The organism is Hymenobacter sp. APR13, from assembly GCF_000737515.1.
Lineage (GTDB): Bacteria > Bacteroidota > Bacteroidia > Cytophagales > Hymenobacteraceae > Hymenobacter.
The window spans coordinates 1540541-1558800 of the sequence record NZ_CP006587.1 but is presented as its reverse complement, the minus strand read 5'-3'; the positions used below and the strand labels follow the sequence as shown (position 1 = coordinate 1558800).

At 59.0% G+C, this 18260-nt stretch carries 16 protein-coding genes; 12 read left to right on the top strand and 4 right to left on the bottom strand.

Annotated features, from left to right (window positions below; all coding sequences use genetic code 11):
* Nucleotides 1-21: 21 nt before the first annotated feature.
* The 3 genes from uvrC to N008_RS06515 all read right to left on the bottom strand — a co-directional run bounded on the left by uvrC (nt 22) and on the right by N008_RS06515 (nt 7717).
* Complete coding sequence (gene uvrC, locus N008_RS06525) at nt 22-1845, bottom strand: excinuclease ABC subunit UvrC (protein WP_044014670.1); 1824 nt, start codon at nt 1843-1845, stop codon at nt 22-24.
* A gap of 217 nt (nt 1846-2062) precedes the next feature.
* Nucleotides 2063-4405: a penicillin-binding protein 1A gene (locus N008_RS06520; protein ID WP_316963307.1), complete on the bottom strand. Its 2343-nt coding sequence runs from the start codon at nt 4403-4405 to the stop codon at nt 2063-2065.
* Nucleotides 4406-4528: 123 nt separating this feature from the next.
* Complete coding sequence (locus N008_RS06515) at nt 4529-7717, bottom strand: tetratricopeptide repeat protein (protein ID WP_197062961.1); 3189 nt, start codon at nt 7715-7717, stop codon at nt 4529-4531.
* Nucleotides 7718-7925: 208 nt separating this feature from the next.
* Between N008_RS06515 and N008_RS06510 the strand changes: the two genes are divergently transcribed.
* From N008_RS06510 to N008_RS24245, 12 genes are all read left to right on the top strand, one after another.
* Entirely contained in the window at nt 7926-8144 is a 219-nt protein-coding gene (locus tag N008_RS06510) for an AtpZ/AtpI family protein (protein ID WP_197062960.1), read from the top strand.
* Nucleotides 8145-8286: 142 nt separating this feature from the next.
* A complete protein-coding gene (locus tag N008_RS21405; RefSeq protein WP_156109047.1) occupies nt 8287-8658 on the top strand; it encodes a hypothetical protein in 372 nt (123 codons plus the stop codon).
* 33 nt (nt 8659-8691) lie between these two features.
* A complete protein-coding gene (atpB, locus tag N008_RS06500; protein WP_044014666.1) occupies nt 8692-9756 on the top strand; it encodes a F0F1 ATP synthase subunit A in 1065 nt (354 codons plus the stop codon).
* A gap of 58 nt (nt 9757-9814) precedes the next feature.
* Nucleotides 9815-10072 (top strand): ATP synthase F0 subunit C, encoded by a 258-nt coding sequence (atpE, locus tag N008_RS06495; protein WP_044000749.1) that lies wholly within the window; start codon nt 9815-9817, stop codon nt 10070-10072.
* A 165-nt stretch (nt 10073-10237) separates the two neighbouring features.
* On the top strand, nt 10238-10732 hold the full coding sequence (locus N008_RS06490) for a F0F1 ATP synthase subunit B (RefSeq protein WP_044014664.1): 495 nt from the start codon (nt 10238-10240) through the stop codon (nt 10730-10732).
* Between the two features lie 91 nt (nt 10733-10823).
* Nucleotides 10824-11384, top strand: a complete 561-nt coding sequence (gene atpH / locus N008_RS06485; RefSeq protein WP_044014662.1) for an ATP synthase F1 subunit delta — start codon at nt 10824-10826, stop codon at nt 11382-11384.
* A 5-nt stretch (nt 11385-11389) separates the two neighbouring features.
* Nucleotides 11390-12973 (top strand): F0F1 ATP synthase subunit alpha, encoded by a 1584-nt coding sequence (gene atpA / locus N008_RS06480; RefSeq protein WP_044014660.1) that lies wholly within the window; start codon nt 11390-11392, stop codon nt 12971-12973.
* Between the two features lie 108 nt (nt 12974-13081).
* Nucleotides 13082-13972, top strand: a complete 891-nt coding sequence (gene atpG / locus N008_RS06475) for an ATP synthase F1 subunit gamma (protein WP_044014658.1) — start codon at nt 13082-13084, stop codon at nt 13970-13972.
* 169 nt (nt 13973-14141) lie between these two features.
* Nucleotides 14142-15695: a two-component regulator propeller domain-containing protein gene (locus tag N008_RS23025; protein WP_156109046.1), complete on the top strand. Its 1554-nt coding sequence runs from the start codon at nt 14142-14144 to the stop codon at nt 15693-15695.
* A 38-nt stretch (nt 15696-15733) separates the two neighbouring features.
* Complete coding sequence (locus N008_RS06470; RefSeq protein ID WP_044014656.1) at nt 15734-16036, top strand: transposase; 303 nt, start codon at nt 15734-15736, stop codon at nt 16034-16036.
* Nucleotides 16033-16914, top strand: a complete 882-nt coding sequence (locus N008_RS06465) for an IS3 family transposase (protein ID WP_081910647.1) — start codon at nt 16033-16035, stop codon at nt 16912-16914. The genes N008_RS06470 and N008_RS06465 overlap by 4 nt, the downstream gene beginning before the upstream one ends.
* Complete coding sequence (locus tag N008_RS24245; protein WP_410471199.1) at nt 16902-17147, top strand: T9SS type A sorting domain-containing protein; 246 nt, start codon at nt 16902-16904, stop codon at nt 17145-17147. The genes N008_RS06465 and N008_RS24245 overlap by 13 nt, the downstream gene beginning before the upstream one ends.
* A gap of 193 nt (nt 17148-17340) precedes the next feature.
* On the opposite strand, the gene N008_RS06460 is transcribed toward N008_RS24245, so the two are convergent.
* The gene (locus N008_RS06460; protein ID WP_052381270.1) at nt 17341-18069 is read right to left on the bottom strand and encodes an HAD family hydrolase; all 729 of its coding nucleotides are present in this window, start codon (nt 18067-18069) and stop codon (nt 17341-17343) included.
* Nucleotides 18070-18260 lie beyond the last annotated feature (191 nt).

Here is an 18260-nt window from a genome sequence, read left to right as displayed (position 1 = left end):
GTTGCGCTCGGTGAAACCGGGCTATTCGGCGGCGGCGGTGGGCGTTGCCTGCTCGCTGAAGTACGTGAGCAGGATGCGGGCTTTGGCTTTGCCTACTTCCTCAACTAGCTGTGCTTCGGTCAGCTCCTTGATTTTCTTTACTGACTTGAACTTAGTCAGGAGCTTGTCGGCCGTGACGGGGCCGAGGCCTTTCACGTCAGTCAGCTCGGTTTTGAGCGTGGCGGCGTCGCGGCGGCTGCGGTGGAACGTGATACCGAAGCGGTGCACTTCGTCGCGCATGCGCTGGAACAGGCGCAGGGACTCGCTCTTCTTATCGATGTAGAGCGGGAGCGGGTCGTTGGGGACGTAGATTTCTTCGAGGCGCTTGGCGATGCCAATGACGGCCATTTGGCCCCAGAGGTTCAGGTCTTTCAGGGCCTTTACGGCCATGCTGAGCTGCCCTTTGCCACCGTCCACGATAACTAGCTGCGGCAGACTGGCACCTTCGTCCACGAGGCGGCGGTAGCGGCGCGACACCACTTCGTACATGGAGTCGAAGTCGTTGGGGCCGATAACGGTTTTGATGTGGTAGTGGCGGTAGTCCTTCTTGCTGGGCTTGGCGTTGCGGAAACACACCATGGCGGCCACCGGGTTGTCGCCCTGGAAGTTGGAGTTGTCGAAGCATTCGATGTGCTTAGGAAGCTCCGTAAGGCGCAAATCCTTGCGGATGGTTTCCATGATGCGCACCTCGTTGAGGTCCTTGCTCCGGTCGTTCATGCTTTCCTTCTCCTTACGCAGGTAGAGCACGTTCTTGATGCTTAGCTCCAGGAGCTTGCGCTTGTCGCCGATCTGGGGCTGGGCAATGACGACGCCCGGCAGCGGCAATGCGGGAATGGCTACGTTGGTCAGGATTTCCTTGCTCTGGCTCTCAAACTCCTCCCGCATCTGCATAATCATGGGGGCTAGGATTTCGTCGTCGGGCTCATCGAGCTTCTTTTGCACCTCCACGGACTGGGTCAGGATGATGGAGCCGTTCATCACCTTGAGGTAGTTGATGAAGGCTAGCTTCTCGGTGGAGGCAATACTGAACACGTCGATGTTGGACAGCGAAGCGTTGACGATAGTGCTTTTGCTTTGGAATTCGTCGAGGCGGTCGAGCTTGATTTTGAACTGGTGGGCCAGCTCGTACTGCATTTCCTGCGCCGCCTGGGTCATTTTGTCGCGGAAGTACTGCTTGGGCAGGCGCAGGTCGCCGTTGAGGATCTGGCGGATCTGCTGGATGTAGCCGTTGTAGGTTTCCTCGTCTTCCTTGGCCACGCAGGGCGCTTTGCAGTTGCCGAGGTGAAACTCCAGGCAGGGCTTGAACTTGCCGGCCTCCACGTTTTCGGGCGAGAGGTTGTAGGTGCAGGTGCGCAGCGGATACAGCGCCCTGATCAGCTCCAGCAGCAGGTTCATGCCCGTCACGTTGGCGTAGGGGCCGTAGTAGCGGCCGTCGCCGGGGCGCTTGTTGCGGGTCGGAATCAGGCGCGGAAACCGCTCGTTGGTCAGCAGCAGGTACGGATACGTTTTGCCGTCTTTGAGCAGGATGTTGTACTTGGGCTGGTGCTGCTTGATGAGGTTGTTTTCCAGTAGAAACGCGTCGGACTCAGAATCCACGATGGTGAATTCGATGCGCTTGATGTTCTTGACCAGCTGCTGGGTCTTCTTGTTGTGGTCCTGTTTGGTGAAGTAGCTGCTGACGCGCTTGCGCAGGTCGATGGCCTTGCCCACGTAGATGATGGTGTCCTCGTCGCCGAAGTACTTGTACACCCCCGGGCGGTGGGGCAGCTGGCGGATTTGCTCCTGTAGATGTTCTTTGGCGGCCATATCACAGATTGACGCAGATTTTGCGCTGATTACGCAGATTGTGCAGGTGGCGGGCAGGCCAGCTGGAAATTTGCTGCTCCGGTACGCAGCGCGTTTACACAGAGGTTCGCGGCACAGGGAGCAGCGCAGGGAATACAACAAAAAATGTGGCCGGGTTGTCCCGGCCACATTCCGTAAAAGTCAGCGAAATCAACGAAGAATCCGCAAAACCCGTGCTTTAGATATCCTCTTCGCTCAGGTCGCCGAGCTCCACCTGGTCGAGCTTCTGGTCGTAGGGGATGGTGTCGCGCTGGGTGGCGCCGTTGTAGTAGCGCGAGCAGTCGATTTCCACGTCCAGCGGCTTGCTGGGCTTGGGGAACGGGCCAGTGTTGATGCCAATGCTCTTGTCGGCGTACACTTTCTTCATGAAGATGCCGTAGAGCGGCAGCGCCAGGCGCGAGCCCTGCCCGTAGGCGCCCGTGCGGAAGTGAATACTGCGGTCTTCGCCGCCCACCCAGGTGCCGCACACCAGGTCGGGCGTGAGGCCCATAAACCAGCCGTCGGAGTAGTTGTTGGTGGTGCCGGTTTTGGCGCCCATCTCGTATGGAAACTTGAAGCCGCCCTTCAGGATGATGCTGGTACCGCCCTGTTCTTCGGTGGCACCACGCAGCATATGCGTCATCAGATAGGCCGTTTGTTCCGTGAGGGCTTCGCGGGTCTGGGCCACGAATTCGCGCAGCACGTTGCCGTTTTTGTCTTCGATGCGCGTCACCATGATGGGCGCGGTCCAGACGCCCTTGTTCACGAAGGTGCTGTAAGCGCCGGTCAGCTCGTAGATGCTCACGTCAGAAGAGCCGAAGCCGATGGCGGGCACGGCCTCGATGGGAGAGGTGATGCCGAGGCGCTTGGCGTAGCTGGCCACCACGTCGGGGCCCAGCTTCTGCACCAGCCACGCCGTGATGGAGTTCATGGAACGGGCCAGCGCCTGCCGCAGCGTGAAGGTGCGGCCCGAGAACGAGCCCTCGAAGTTGCGGGGCGTGTAGGCGGGCCGGCCGCGCTCGGCCGGGAAGGTGGTAGCCACGTCGGGGCGCTGGTAGCAGGGCGAGTAGCCCTGGTCGATGGCGGCCACGTACACGAACGGCTTGAACGTGGAGCCCGGCTGGCGTTTGCCCTGCTTCACGTGGTCGTATTTGATGTATTTGTAGTTGATGCCGCCCACCCAGGCCTTGATTTGGCCGTTGAGCGGGTTCATGGCCATAAACCCGGCGTGCAGCAGGCGCTTGTAGTAGGCCAGCGAGTCCATCGGCGACATATTCACTTCCTTCTCGCCGCCCTGCCAGGTGAACACCTTCATCTTATACTTCTTGTTGAGGTAGTACTTGATGGAGTCCTTGTTGCCCTCGAAGCGGGCGTTGAGCGACTGGTAGCGGGCCGTGCGCTTGATGGACGAGCTCAGGAAGTTGGGAATCAGGCGGCCGTTTTCGTCGCGCCAGGGCTGCTGGCCTTTCCAGTGCTGGTCGAACCACTTCTGCTGCAGCTTCATGTGCTCGGCCACGGCCGACTCGGCGTACTTCTGCATCCGCGAGTCAATCGTGGTGTAGATTTTCAGGCCGTCGGAGTACAGGTCGTGGTCGGTTTCCTTGGCCCAGTCGCGCAGGGTTTTGCTGAGCTCGGTGCGGAAGTAGGGCGCAATACCTTCGTTCTGGTTTTCCACCTTGTAGTCCAGCTTGATGGGCTTCTGGATGGTGGCAGCGTACGTCGGCTCGTCGATGTACTGGTACTTGCTCATCTGGCTCAGCACCCAGTCGCGGCGCTTCTTGGAGCGTTCCGGGTTGCGCACCGGGTTGAACCACGACGGCCCGTTCACCAGCCCCACCAGCAGCGCCGACTCCTCGAGCGTGAGCACCCGCGGCTTCTTGTTGAAGAAGGTTTTGGCCGCTACGTTGATGCCGAAAGCATTGGAGCCAAAATCGGCGGTGTTGAGGTACATGCGCAGGATTTCGCGCTTGGTGTAGTTGCGCTCCAGGCGCACGGCCAGAATCCACTCCTTGGTTTTGGTGATGACCATGCCCAGCAGCGGCGCTTCGTTGAGGCGGCCGTTGTTGAGGTCTTCGCGGGTGCGGAACAGCATCTTGGCCAGCTGCTGGCTGAGCGTGGAGCCGCCGCCGTTCTTGCCGCCGCGCACCACGCCAGATGCCACACGGGCCAGGGCTTTGGGGTCGATGCCGGAGTGCTCCTCGAAGCGGGCATCCTCGGTGGCAATCAGGGCGTCAATCGTGGTCTGGGCCAGCTCTTCGTAGGCCACCGGCGTGCGGTTTTCGCGGAAGTATTTGCCCATCAGCACGCCATCGGCCGAGTACACTTCCGAGGCCAGCTCACTGCGGGGGCTTTCCAGCGTCTTCAGGTTGGGCATCTGCCCGAACAGGTTCAGAAAGTTGATGCTGACGGCAAATACGAACAGCAGCATGCCCACTACGCCGGCGCCAAACAGCAGCCACATGGTGCGAGCCAGGCCCGTGAACCGGCCCGGGTGTTGAGGTTTGCGGGAGGTAGTTTTGGTCTTGGTGGCGGGGTAAGCCATTTTTCTTAATTAGTAATTAAGAATCAGGAATGAGGAATTGGCAACTGACTCACGGGCTGCATTGCGTATTTCTGCAGCTCGTAAGGCAATTACTAATTCCTCATTACTAATTCTTAATTCAAGTTAACGGTACGTCTGCTGGTAAAAGCGCTGATACTCTTCAACGTCGCGGCGCTGAAGCAGCAGCGGCAGATTATCAATACCAATGATGAGGGTTTGGTAACCCGCGCCGCGCAGCTTGCTAAGCGGCGACTGGGGGCCGCGCAGTTTCAGGCCGTAGCTCTGGGCCACTTTGGCGCCCACCAGGCCCTGCACCACCACCAGCTCCAGCGAGTCGCCGAGGGGCTGCTGCTGCACCTGCAGGTTGTTGGCACGGTAGAAGCGGCCGTTGTAGGCGCTGAGCTGCGTCTGCAGGTCTTTCAGGGCAGCGGCACCTTTCGGGAAAACGAGCACTACGGCATGGCCGGCGGCAGCATTGGCAGTGTAGGGCGAAGCAGGGGACGCTGGAGCAGGCACTGCTGGCGCCGGGGTAGCAGGCGCTGGCGTAGCTGAAGTGGCCGGAGTGGTAGAAGTGGGTGCCGGGGAAGCCGGAGTGCTGGTAGCAGGTGCTGCCGGAGTAGGAGAGGGGGCCGCAGCCGGCGCTGTGGTAGCCGGGGCAGCTTTCGGGACTTTCTTGCCGCGGGCCCGCGCCTGCGCTGCAGCCATGCGTGCCGCTTTGGCCGGGTCCATGGCCGGCGCTGCCGGTTTGGCGGCCGCCACCGAATCCGTGGCCGGCGTTGGCGTAGCTGGGGTAGTTGCGGGAGCCGCCGGAGTGGTGGCCGGAGCCGTAGCTGCGGGAGAAGTGCTGGTGGTTGGTGCCGTTTTAGGGCTGGAATCCGTCGGTGCGGGCTGCTTGGTGGCTGGTGCGGGCGCTGGGCGGGGCGCCGGGGTTTCGTTTTCGCCGTACAGAATGCGCATGCGGTTGTTCACCTCGCCGGGCCGGAACATCGACACGTCGGGCTTCTGCGTGGAGGCCAGTGCCCCCACGATTTCGCCGGCCTCATACTTTTTGTAGGAGCCCAGCAGTGTGCGGGCCTCGGTGGCCAGCGGCGAGGAGGCGTAGTCAGTGGCGAACTTCTCCAGCGCGGCCCGGGCCACCAGCGGCGGCTGGGTGCGCAGTGCAATCAGGGCGCGCAGGTAGGCTATCCGGTCGTTGAGGTCGGACTCCGGAAACTGCTTGGTGGTGCGCGCCAGCACCGCCGACGACTTCTTGAACTCCTGTTCCTTGTAAAGCGCAAACGCCGAATCCACCTTCACCACCACCTGCGCATTCACCAGCGAGGTGCGGCGCAGATACTCGGGGTCGGCGGCCAGCCGGGCGTAGGCCGAGGTCGGGAACTCCTGGCGGAGCCGCTGGGCGTACACTTCGGCTTTGGCCAGCTCGTTCTGCTCCTTGTAAATCAGGTACAGGCTGTAGTAGGTTTCCGGCAGGTGCTTGCTGGCGGCGTAGCGCTCGAGCAGCTTCTCGTAGGTCTGGGCGGCCGGCACCGGCTCGCGCAGCTGCTGGTTGTAGATGCCGCCCAGCGCAAACAGGGCTTCTTCCACCTGGCTGTTGGACGACTTCAGCTGCTCACTCGTGAGCGGAATGTTCTGCCGGTACTGCGCCACCAGCGCCCGTTGCTGCGCTTCCGGGTCGTCGGCCACCTTGCCCAGCGCCGTAGTAGCACCGGCCGTGACGTTGGTGCTGCCGGCCCCCACCGTATTCACGGGCGCCCCGCCGTTGCGCGCCGCCACCGGCGACGAGCTGGCCACGCTCACAAAGCGCCAGTTGTCCTGCAGCGGCCGGTCGCCCCACTTCCGGATAAAGTCGGCGCGGGCCGTGCTCAGGGACGTCGGGTTGTCGAAATACCATTTAGCCCCGGTGCTGCCTTCAATGAAGTCGGCCGGGTCGAGGCCTGTTTGCAGGTCGCGGGACGAGCTGGGACCGGTGGCTGTCTGGCGGCGGCTGGCCAGCTCCTGCCGGGCCGCGGCAGCTTCGGCGGCCTTGCGGCGGGCGGTCAGCTCGGCATCGGCGTAGGCCACGAGGCGGGTGCGCAGGGCGCTGGTGTCCAGCCGGGCCAGCGCCTGCAGGCTGTCCTGGGTTTCAATGATGGTGTACTGCGTGGCAAAGTCCTTCAGAATGGCCGCCCGCTCGGCCGTAGCCGCGTAGCCGATGGCCTCTTTGGGCAGGTTCTGCACCGTGCTGTCGTAGTAGGCGGCCGCCAGGCGGTACTTCTGCAGGTTCTCATAGTAGATGCGGCCGGCCAGCAGGTAGGTGTACGACTTCTGGGCCTGGTTGCTGGTAGCAGCCCGCGCCGACTTCTGCAGCAGCCCCAGCGCCTCCGGGTAGCGCTTCTGCCGGTAGTCGAGCCGCGCCATCTCGTAGTAAATTTTGTCGCGGTACTCCTTGTTCTTGGAATCCTTGAGCAGCTTGGCGAAATACTTGTCCAGCCGGGCCTTGTCGTTGTTGTTGAGGTCCGAAACCTGCCCCAGCATGAGCTTAGCAAAGAAATCCAGCTCGTAGGGCGGGTTCTTCTTCAGAATCTGGTTGAGCTCGGCGTATGCCTTCTTGTCGTCGCCCTGCTCCTGGTAGAGCTGCGCCAGGATGTAGCGCGTGCGCGACCGTTCGTTTTTCGGTTCAATCAGCGGAATGGCCTTTTCCAGGTTCTCAATTGCCTTGGCCGGCTCCCCCACTTTCAGGTAATAGTCGGCGCGGGTCAGAAACAGCTCCTTGGCGTTGGCCTCGCGCCCTTCCTCCTTGTCGAGCAGGTCCGATACAGCTTTGGCGTTTTCCAACTCCTTGGTGGCCACAAACGTGCGCATCAGCCAAATCAGGGCCTCGTGCTTGGCATCGGCATCCTTGCTGATGCTGTTGACATACTTAAACGTCTTGGCCGCATCCTCATACTCCATCTTATAGAAGCGGCTCTTGCCAATGAGGATGTAGGCGTCGTCGGTCCAGTCAGAAGCCGAGCGGTACTGAATCGGCAGCGAGGCCTTCTTCACTACCTCGTCCATATCGGCTGTAATGGCCTTGGCGGCGGCCTCATCCATGGTCGGGAACAGCGGCAGCACTCGGTTGTAGTCGTTCAGGCGGGCCGTATACAGCTTGGCCTCAGTTTCGCGCATTTTCTCGCGGGCCAGGAAGTAGCCATTGTCGCGCGCCACCACGTTGTCGTAGGCGTGGCCTACCACGCCGCGCCGCTCAGAAGCGCAGCCCCCCGCGCCTGCTACTACCACCAAAGCGGCCACAGAGCCGGAAAACAGACGAAAAACCGGAGAAGAAGTCAACACAGATGTCGGGAGCATAGCTTACGAATACGCCAACGCGCAAAACCAGCCGGAATGTTCAGCTTTGGCGCAATGCAGAGGTCATAACGACGCACGTTGGGTAAAATTACGCCTTTTTCCCAGCCGCGCCGGTATCTGCCGAAGGAGCGGTTTGCGTACACCCGTTCCAGCCCGTATTCGGTTACCTTCGCCACTCCCAACTCGCCCCGTCATGCCCGATACTCCCACTCCTCCCATGCCCCCCGGGGGCAATTTTGCCCGTTTTATGGGCGTCGGCTTTCAGATGCTGGCCACCATTGGCCTGTGTACCTGGCTGGGCGTCTGGCTGGATGGACGCTACGGCAGTGAGCCGTGGGGGACGGTGGGGCTCACCCTGTTCGGTGTGTTTGTCGCCATGTATCTGGTCATCCGGGAAGTATCGGAGAAGTAGCGGCCCGCGGGTACGCGGTTCGGCCGGCAGCGAAAATACGCTGAATGCGTGGTTGGTAGCCGCGGGCGCCGTACCTTTGCGGCCCCATCCTCTAAATCCCCCCGCGTTGCTCCGCTTTTTCCGCCTGCTGCTCCTGCTGGTTTTGCTGCTCTACGGCACGCTCTACCTGCTGAATGCCCGCTACGGCACTGCCGTCGTGCATCCGCTGGCGCCGTATCTGCTGGGGTTTTTCGCGGCACTCACGGCCCTTATCTATTGGTTTACGGCGCGGCTGGTCCGGGCCAATCCCAACCACTTCATGGGAGCCTATTTCGGGTCGATGGTAGCGCGCATGTTGCTGTCGGCGGGTCTGGTGCTGGTCTACCTGCTTACGGGTGGCAGTCGCGAAGGCAACGGGCAGTGGGCCTTCGTAGGAAGTTTCTTTGTCTTGTATTTTCTCTTTGCCGGATTTGAAGTCTGGGCCGTTCTGAGTAACTTGCGCCCGTTTTCAAAACCGGGTGAAACGGCGAAATAAGTATTTTGCCCCAAAAACCCTAAACCGTTCTGAATGAAGCGCTTACTTGTAGCTCTCTTCTGCTTCCTCTCAGTTGCTGCCCACGCCAACGGGCCTGCGGCAACAACCGCGGAGGCCACCGATAAGGAGGCGTTTAGTCCCGGCGAGATGATTCTGCACCACATCGGCGATTCGCACGAGTGGCATTTCGCTACCATCGGCGACGAAGCCCATGGTCAGCACATTACCATTCCGCTGCCCGTAATTGCTTACCGCGCCGGCCACGGCCTGAGCGTATTCTCGTCGTCGCAGCTGGCTGAAGGCAAAGTGTACGACGGCCTGAAGCTGGAGCACGAGCACCTCGAGTCGGAAGACGGCAGCAAGGTATACGATTTCTCCATTACCAAAAACGTGGCCTCGCTGATGCTGAGCGCCGTGTTGCTGCTGGTGGTATTCACGGCCGTAGCCCGCGGCTACGCCAAGCGCGGCACCGGCGCCCCCAAAGGCATTCAGTCGTTCTTTGAGCCGCTTATCGTGTTCATCCGCGACGAAGTAGCTAAGAAGTCTATCGGCCCGAAGTATGAGCGCTACATGCCGTACCTGCTCACCGTGTTCTTCTTCATCTGGTTCAACAACCTGATGGGCCTGATGCCCGGTGGCGCCAACCTCACTGGCAACATCGCCGTTACGCTCACCTTGGCAGTCCTGACGCTGCTCATCACCCTGTTCAGCTCCAATAAAAACTACTGGCACCACATCTTCGCTACGCCCGGCGTACCGAAGGCCCTGTTGCCCATTATGATTCCGGTGGAACTGATTGGTATTGTGGTAAAGCCGTTCTCGCTGATGGTTCGTCTGTTCGCTAACATCACGGCCGGTCACATCGTAATCCTGAGCTTTATCTCGCTCATCTTCATCTTTGGCAGCGTGGGCGTAGCTCCCGTAACGCTGGCCTTCGGTTTGTTCATCAACATGCTGGAGCTGCTGGTAGCCATTCTGCAGGCCTATATCTTCACGCTGCTGACGGCCATGTACATTGGTGGCGCAGTGGAAGAGCACCACGATGCCGACTACCAGATGGGCGGCGGCGACGGTGCCGACACGGCCCACACCCACTAAGCTCACCCGCGTTCGTTTTTCTGATTTTTTGTTTCTCACTTCCCCCAAACCTTTTTTTATGCTTCTTTCTCTGTTGTTGCAGATTGCTAACGCCGCTGGTCTGGCTGTATTTGGTGCCGCTATCGGTGCTGGTCTGGTTGCTCTGGGTGCAGGCCTGGGTATTGGCCGCATCGGTGGTCAGGCTATGGAAGCCATCGGCCGTCAGCCAGAGGCTTCGGGCAAAATTCAGACTGCCATGCTGATCGTAGCTGCTCTGATCGAGGGTCTGGCCCTGTTCGCAGTAGTAGTCTGCCTACTGATTTCGTTCAAACTCTAGGGATAGAGGTAGTACACGAGCAGCCCGCTGCGCGCGTCGCTTCAGCGCACGGCGTAGCGGGCTGTCTTGGTTTTTCCGGGCTGGCCGGCTGAGCAGCTGTGTTATGGCTGCATCATCTTTGCGGCCCGGATTTTACGGATTCACTACTGATTTCTCTACTCCCTCATGCAAATTGTAACGCCCGAATTAGGCCTTATCTTTTGGCAGCTGGTGATTTTCGGCATCGTGCTGCTCTTGCTGCGCGCGTTTGCCTGGAAGCCCATCCTGAGCTCGTTGAAAGAGCGGGAAAGCTCCATCGATGATGCCCTGCGCATGGCCGACCAGGCCAAGCTCGAAATGCAGCAGCTCAAAGCCGGCAACGAAAAGCTGCTGGCCGACGCCCGCATGGAGCGCGACCGTATTCTGAAGGAAGCCACTGAAGTGTCCAACCAGCTCATCGAGACGGCTAAGACCAAGGCGACGGAAGAAGGCGGCCGCATGATTGTGCAGGCCCGCGAAGCCATTCAGAACGAGAAAAACGCCGCCCTGGCCGAGGTGAAAAACACCGCTGCCAAGCTGTCGATTGATATTGCCGAGCGTATCCTGCGCCGTGAGCTGGCCGACCAGCCCGCCCAGCAGCAGCTCGTCGACTCGTACCTGAAGGAAGTAAACCTGAATTAGTAGCGAGTATTCAGTATTAAGTAGTGAGATTGGGGATGCCCCAAGCCAACCTGTCTTAATACTTACTACCAACTACTCAATACTACAAGCAATGTCTGAACTACGAGTTGCCTCCCGCTATGCCAAGTCGTTGCTCGATTTGGCCGAGGAGCAGGGTACGCTGGAGCAGGTGAAGGACGACATGGACTTGTTCAACAAAACGTTGACCGAGAGCCGCGACCTGCGCCTGTTGCTGCGCAACCCCATCGTCAAGCACGACAAGAAGCTGGCCATCCTGCGCGCCGTATTCGGGGGCAAGGTGTCGAACCTCACCGAGAAGTTCTTCACCATCGTCACCCAGAAAAACCGCGAAAGCGCGCTGGAATTTATTGGTGCCGAGTTTCTGACCCAATACAACAGCCTGCGCGGTGTGCAGCTGGCCGAAGTCACGACGGCTATGCCGCTGACGCCGGCCCTGCGCACGGAGCTGGAGTCGCTGGTTCGCCAGCAGACCGGCCTCCAGCAGGTGACCCTCACCGAGAAGGTGGACGCTTCGCTGATCGGCGGCTTCGTGCTGCGCGTCGGCGACCGGCTCCTCGACGACTCCGTGAGCTTCCGGTTGCGCAAGCTGCGCACCGAATTCTTGAAGAACCCCTACCAATCTCAACTATAATCCACATGGCAGAAGTACGTCCGGATGAAGTATCCGCCATTCTGCGGGAGCAGTTGTCCAACTTCAAAACCGAAGCCGAACTCGAAGAGGTTGGTACGGTATTGCAGGTTGGCGACGGTGTAGCCCGCATCTACGGCCTGGGCAAAGCCCAGTCGGGGGAATTGCTCGAATTTGAAAACGGCCTGCAGGCCCTGGTGCTCAACCTTGAGGAAGACAACGTAGGTGCCGTAATGCTCGGCGACTACAGCGAAATCCGCGAGGGCGCCACGGTACGCCGCACCAATAAGATTGCCTCCATCCAGGTAGGCGAGGGCATCGTGGGCCGCGTGGTAAACACGCTGGGCCAGCCCATCGACGGCCGCGGCCCTATCCAGGGCCAGACCTACGATATGCCCCTGGAGCGCAAAGCACCCGGTGTAATCTTCCGTCAGCCCGTAACGGAGCCGATGCAGACCGGTATTAAGGCTATCGACGCCATGATTCCGATTGGCCGTGGCCAGCGCGAGCTGATCATCGGCGACCGTCAGACGGGTAAGTCGACGGTAGCTATCGACACCATCCTCAACCAGCGCGAGTTCTATGAGCGCGGCGAGCCGGTTTTCTGCATCTACGTAGCCGTAGGCCAGAAAGCCTCCACTGTGGCCCAGGTAGTAAACGCCCTGACCAAGGGTGGTGCTATGGACTACACCGTAGTGGTATCGGCTTCGGCCTCTGACCCGGCTCCGATGCAGTTCTTCGCGCCCTTCACGGGTGCCGCCATCGGCGAGTTCTTCCGCGACACGGGCCGTCCGGCTCTGGTAGTGTACGATGACTTGTCGAAGCAGGCTGTAGCCTACCGCGAGGTGTCGCTGCTGCTGCGTCGTCCTCCCGGACGTGAGGCATATCCCGGCGACGTGTTCTACCTGCACAGCCGCCTGCTAGAGCGTGCCGCGAAGATCAACGCTTCCGACACGATTGCCCGCGACATGAACGACCTGCCGGACAGCATCAAGCACCTAGTGAAAGGTGGTGGCTCGCTGACCGCTCTGCCGCTCATCGAAACCCAGGCCGGTGACGTTTCGGCATACATCCCGACCAACGTAATTTCGATTACGGATGGCCAGATCTTCCTCGAAACCAACTTGTTTAACTCCGGTATCCGTCCTGCTATCAACGTAGGTATCTCGGTATCGCGCGTGGGTGGTAACGCCCAGATCAAGTCGATGAAGAAAGTGGCTGGTACGCTGAAGCTCGATCAGGCCCAGTTCCGCGAACTGGAAGCCTTCGCCAAGTTCGGCTCCGACCTCGATGCCTCGACCAAGCTCACCATCGAGCGTGGCCGTCGTAATCTCGAAATCCTGAAGCAGCCCCAGTTCTCGCCCCAGCGCGTGGAAGATCAGGTGGCCGTTATCTACGCCGCTACCAACGGTCTGCTCGACCAGGTGCCCGTAAACAAGGTGCGCGAGTTTGAGAAGGAGTTCGTGCAGGTGCTCAACACCCGCCACCCCGAGGTGCTGCAGGGTCTGAAAGCTGGTAAGCTCGATGACACCATCACCGGCGCCATCCGTCAGGTTGCCAAAGACCTGTCGGCGGTGTACGCTTCGAAGTAATTAATAATTAAGAATTAGTAATTAAGAATTGGGGGTTGCTGCTCCGGGCACAGATTGCCTGAACAGCAATTCTTAATTCTTAATTATTAATTACTAATTCTCAACGACATGGCTAGCTTAAAAGAAGTCCGTAACCGCATCGTATCGGTGCAAAGCACGCAGCAGATCACCAAAGCCATGAAGATGGTGGCGGCGGCCAAGCTGCGGCGGGCGCAGGACAACATCCTGCGTATGCGCCCCTACGCGCAGCGGCTCAACAGCATCCTGACGAATCTGACGGCCCAGGTCGGCGACGACGTGGTGAGCGAATACGCCGAGCAGCGCGAGGTGAGCCGGGTACTGGTGATTGCCATTACCTCGGACCGCGGCCTGGCCGGTGCGTTCAACAGCAACGTGTTCAAGGGCGTGAATGCCCTGGTGCAGGAGCGCTACGCCACGCAGGCCGCTGCCGGCAACGTCGCCTACATGGCTATCGGCAAGAAGTCGCACGACTACTTCAGCCGCCGTGGGGCAGTGGTAGGCAACTACACGCACGTGTTCGGCAAGCTGTCGTTTGACACGGTGCGCGAAGCGGCCGAGCAGGCCATGGACGGCTTCCGGGCCGGCCAGTACGACGAGGTGGTGATGGTCTACAACGAGTTCCGCAACGTGGCCACGCAGATCATCCGGACGGAGCAGCTGCTGCCGCTGGTGCCTGCCGAGCCCAACCCGGCCGCCGTGCAGACCTCGAACGTGGACTACATCTTCGAGCCCTCGAAAGAGGAAATCGTGCAGACCCTGATTCCCCAGTCGCTGAAGGTGCAGCTGTATAAGGCTGTACTGGAAAGCAACGCTTCGGAGCACGGCGCCCGCATGACGGCGATGGAGAAAGCCACCGAAAACGCCGGTGAGCTGCTCAAGTCGCTGAAGCTGACCTACAACCGTACGCGTCAGGCCGCCATTACCACCGAGATTCTTGAAATCGTGGGTGGTGCTGAGGCCCTGGCTGCCAGCCGGTAAGGTTCCTGCGCTCAACTAGTGTAAAGGCCCGTTTCCGCAAGGAGACGGGCCTTTTGTTATTTAGCTATTCAACTATGCAGCTTTTTCTTTGAATACTGCGAGTGCTAGAAAAGTAATAAGACCATTAAACCGAAAATATCTATTTTGCACAGTACTCATAATGCCTTGTATGAAAACCCAGCTTCTCAATTCCATTATCCATCGACAACGGTTATTATTTAGCATCCGTTTTCTGATTAGCATATCAATGGCCATCGTTATGCTAGTGGTACAACCAGTGAGAGCTGATAGCAATGCGAAGGTTGCTTTAAGCACTATTCTCAATTCCGACGGTACAATACGTGTTGGTGCCTGCGGATCATTCGACACTTACGGTTACACTCTTGTAAATACATCTAATGGTCAGCCTGCTTTCCAGCCTACCCTGAACACCCAACAAGTGCTGGGTGCTCAGGGTAGTGGTGATGAACATTGGTCTGGTCCTTCTGGGATGACTGGCACCAACGGCAATGTATTCGCACTAGCGCTAGATAGTAACGGTAACCTCTACATAGGAGGTAGTTTCACTATGGCTGGGAGCATCTTAGCTAATAATATTGCTAAGTGGGATGGTATAAATTGGACGGCACTAGGCGTTGGTATCAGAGGCAAAGTAGTGGCTTTGAGCGTAAGCAGCAACGGTACTGTATACGCAGGTGGCTACTTTACCACTGCTGGTGGAGTAGTAGCGAATAACGTGGCTAAGTGGGATGGCACCTCGTGGACGGGATTAGGAAGTGGCATTAACGGGAATCCTATTCTTAATAGATGTATCAAATCCTTGGCATTGGATGGAAACGATAACTTATACGCAGGAGGTGACTTTACTACAGCCGGAGGGATATCGGCTAATAACATCGCCAAATGGAATGGCACTACTTGGACGGCTTTAGGCGCAGGACTCACTGGCACATCTATAGCGTGCGTGGATGCGGTAGCAATAGACAACAACGGTATCTTGTACGCAGGAGGGGGCTTCTACTTAACAGGAGGCACATCGGTTAATAGCATTGCCAAGTGGGAAGGAACTGCTTGGACATCTCTAGGCACTGGTATTTCTGGTAACGTGTATGCATTGGCCACAGATGGGAGCGGCAATGTATATGTAGGTGGTAGCTTTGACATAGCCGGAGGGATACCGGCTAAGAACATCGCCAAATGGAACGGCACTACTTGGACGGCCTTGGGAACGGGTATTAATGGCACTTCCCCCTTTAACAAAAGTGTATGGGCATTGACTGTAGATGTGAATAACAACGTGTATGCCGGTGGAGGTTTTAATACAGCTGGAGGAATAGCCGTCAATAATATTGCTAAGTGGAACGGAACAAGTTGGGCGGCCTTAGGCACTGGTGTCAATGACAGTCCTAACACCGTTAACAGCACCATATCCGCGCTAATAGCAGGGACTGCCCTGTACGCAGGTGGTAGCTTTGGAACGGCTGGTGGTGCTGTAGTTAATGCAGTAGCTCGGTGGGAACCCAATGCATCCAGGTGGTCACGATTAGGTCCCGAAGGGCAAAGTGTTAATGGTGATATATATACAATGGCTGTGGATAATAGCGGGAACTTATACGTGGGAGGTAACTTTACGACTGCTGGTAATATAGTCGCAAATAATATTGCCAAATGGAATGGTACCAGTTGGACGGCCTTAGGGTCAGGCATACTTGAGGTGGTCTAGAGAAGGCGGACAGAAGAAGGACGTATATTTCTTCTGTTATGGCAGCAAAAACCAGCGGGTCGTCGCCCGACAAACGGCGTAAATACGACGAGGCGTTCAAGGTCGAGGCCCTGCGCTTGGCGTCCGAGAGCCGCAGTACGCAAGCCGCAGCCCGCGAGTTGGGCATCAGCCCCAAGCTGCTCTACCGCTGGCAGCAGGCCCAAGTGGTGGCCGAGGTCGGCAGCGTCGAAGTGGCCCGTGACCCGGAGGTGCGTGCTCTGCGCGCCGCCAACAAGCGGCTGGCGCAGGAGCTGGATATTTTAAAAAAAGCCTTGGTCATCTTCGGCCAGCCGACCCCGTGAGTACGTACCGATACATCGCCCAGTGCCAGGTGCGGGTGCCCGTACGCCAGCTCTGCCGCGTGTTGCACATCGCGCCCAGCGCATACTACGCCTGGCACCGGCAGCAGGGCCAACCTGTACCCGAGCCGGCCTGGCAAGTAGCCGTACGCCAAGCATTTGTACGCCACAGCCAGCGCTACGGTACGCGCCGGCTGCGGGCCGAGGTGCAGGCCGAAGGCCATGGCGTGGGCCGTTGGCGCATTCGGCGCGTGCTCAAAGCGCACGGCTTGCGCGCCCAGCAGCCCCGCTCGTTCGTGCCCCGCACCACCGATTCCGACCCGGCCGTGCGCGCCGCCCCCAACCGCTTACTCGGCCAACCGGCCCCCACCGCCCCGAACCGGGTCTGGGTGGGCGACATCACGTACTTGCCCCGCCAGGGCGGCGGCTGGCTGTACTTAGCCATCTGGCTCGACCGCTGCTCGCGCAAAATCGTGGGCTGGGACGTGCGCGATACCATGCCCGAGGACTTGGTCAGCGAGGCCTTGCGCCGGGCCCTGGTCGTGCGCCGGCCCGCGGCTGGACTGGTCGTGCACTCCGACCAGGGCAGCCAGTACACGGCTACCCGCTTCAAAGCCCTGGTCGCCCAACACGGCGCACTGCAAAGCATGAGCCGGCGCGGCAACTGCTACGACAACGCCCACGCCGAATCGTTTTGGAGCCGCTTCAAGGCTGAACTGCTCGACGGCGGCAGCTTCCCCGGCCTGGCCGAAGCCAAGCTCGAAATCAGCCACCATATTGCCTATTACAACGCCGAACGCCGACATTCTGCTCTCGGCTATCACTCGCCCAACCACTTCGAAACCCAACTTCAAACAACGTCCCAATTGTGTTCGGCTTAGCTAGACCACCTCAAGTCGTTACGGTAGAATTTTCTGTGATCAACAGTACTCGATATGCTACTCTCACACTTGTAGATGCGTTGGGTCAGGCAGTACGCAGTCAGTCAACACAATTCCTTACCACCACTGATATCAAAGCCGAAATGTCTCTTGCTGGTCTCGCGCCTGGCTTTTACTGGCTGCGAATACAAGCTGGTGATAAACAGGTGAATCGCGCCTTGATTGTAGAGTGAAAAGTTGCGATTTGAGTAGGAAAATAATCGAGAATCATCGATAATCTCGATAAAGTGAGTGATGCTTATGAAGTGGCTTCTAGCCAGTAAATGCTCGCGTAAATACGCAGACATTTTTTGCTCGTTTCTCTCTTAAGTCGAATATTACTATGGATGGAATACTATAATCTTTACATCGTTCAGTTGTACAGCCCTACAGCTTCATATACGCCCGCTTCGTCCGCTTCTTGCAGGGCTTTGGCACAGTAGGGTGCTGCTCCAGCAGCTTCAGCAGGTTGTCGGGCGTGAAGCCAGTGAAGTCTTTGATGTAGGCTAATGGCGCCTGAAAGTCGGCGGCTTTGAGGGAGGTGCCGACGGCCACGCAGCGCATGCCGGCCCGGTAGGCGGCTTGCTCGCCCAGCACGGCATCTTCCAGCACCACGCACCGCGCGGGCGGGATGCCGAGCTTGCGGGCCGTGGTAAGGTAGGTGTCGGGGTGGGGCTTGCCGTGCTGCACGTCGTCTTTGCCTACTACCACATCGAAGTAGCGGCGTAGGCCCAGGTGGTCGAGGATGTAGCCGATGGTGTCCTCGCCGGAGCCGGTGCCGAGGCCGATGCGGCAGCCGGCGGCGCGGGCGGCCTGCAGAAACGCCGTGAGGCCGGCCACCTCGCGGCGCTTGTTCCAGTAGAGCACCCGATAGAGCAGCTCGCGCTGAGCGGCGTATTCTTCGAGCTGCTTCTTCGGGACGGGGTTGGTGAAGACCGTGGCCAATATCTCAGAGGCCGGCATGCCGTTGAGGTGGCGCAGCAGGCGGCGGGCGTTGGTGGTCAGGCCCAGGTCGCGGAACAGCAGCTGGAAGGCGCGGGCCTGCTCGGGCGTGTTGTCAATGAGCACGCCGTCCATGTCGAAGAGCAGGGCGTAGGGTAGGGCAGGTGTGGGCATGGCGGCAGGGAAAGGCGGCAGAGGGCTTCTGCTTTACGGAGCGGTTACAATTTGGCTGCCTACGCAGCAATTCCGGCCGTAGGCTTCTATCTTTGGAGCCGCTTACGCGAAGGGCCGGTTTCCTGGTCCGGTCTAACTGCTTTCCGATTTGAAAAAGAGCCTGTTATTGTTGCTGGCCGCCACGCTGGCGG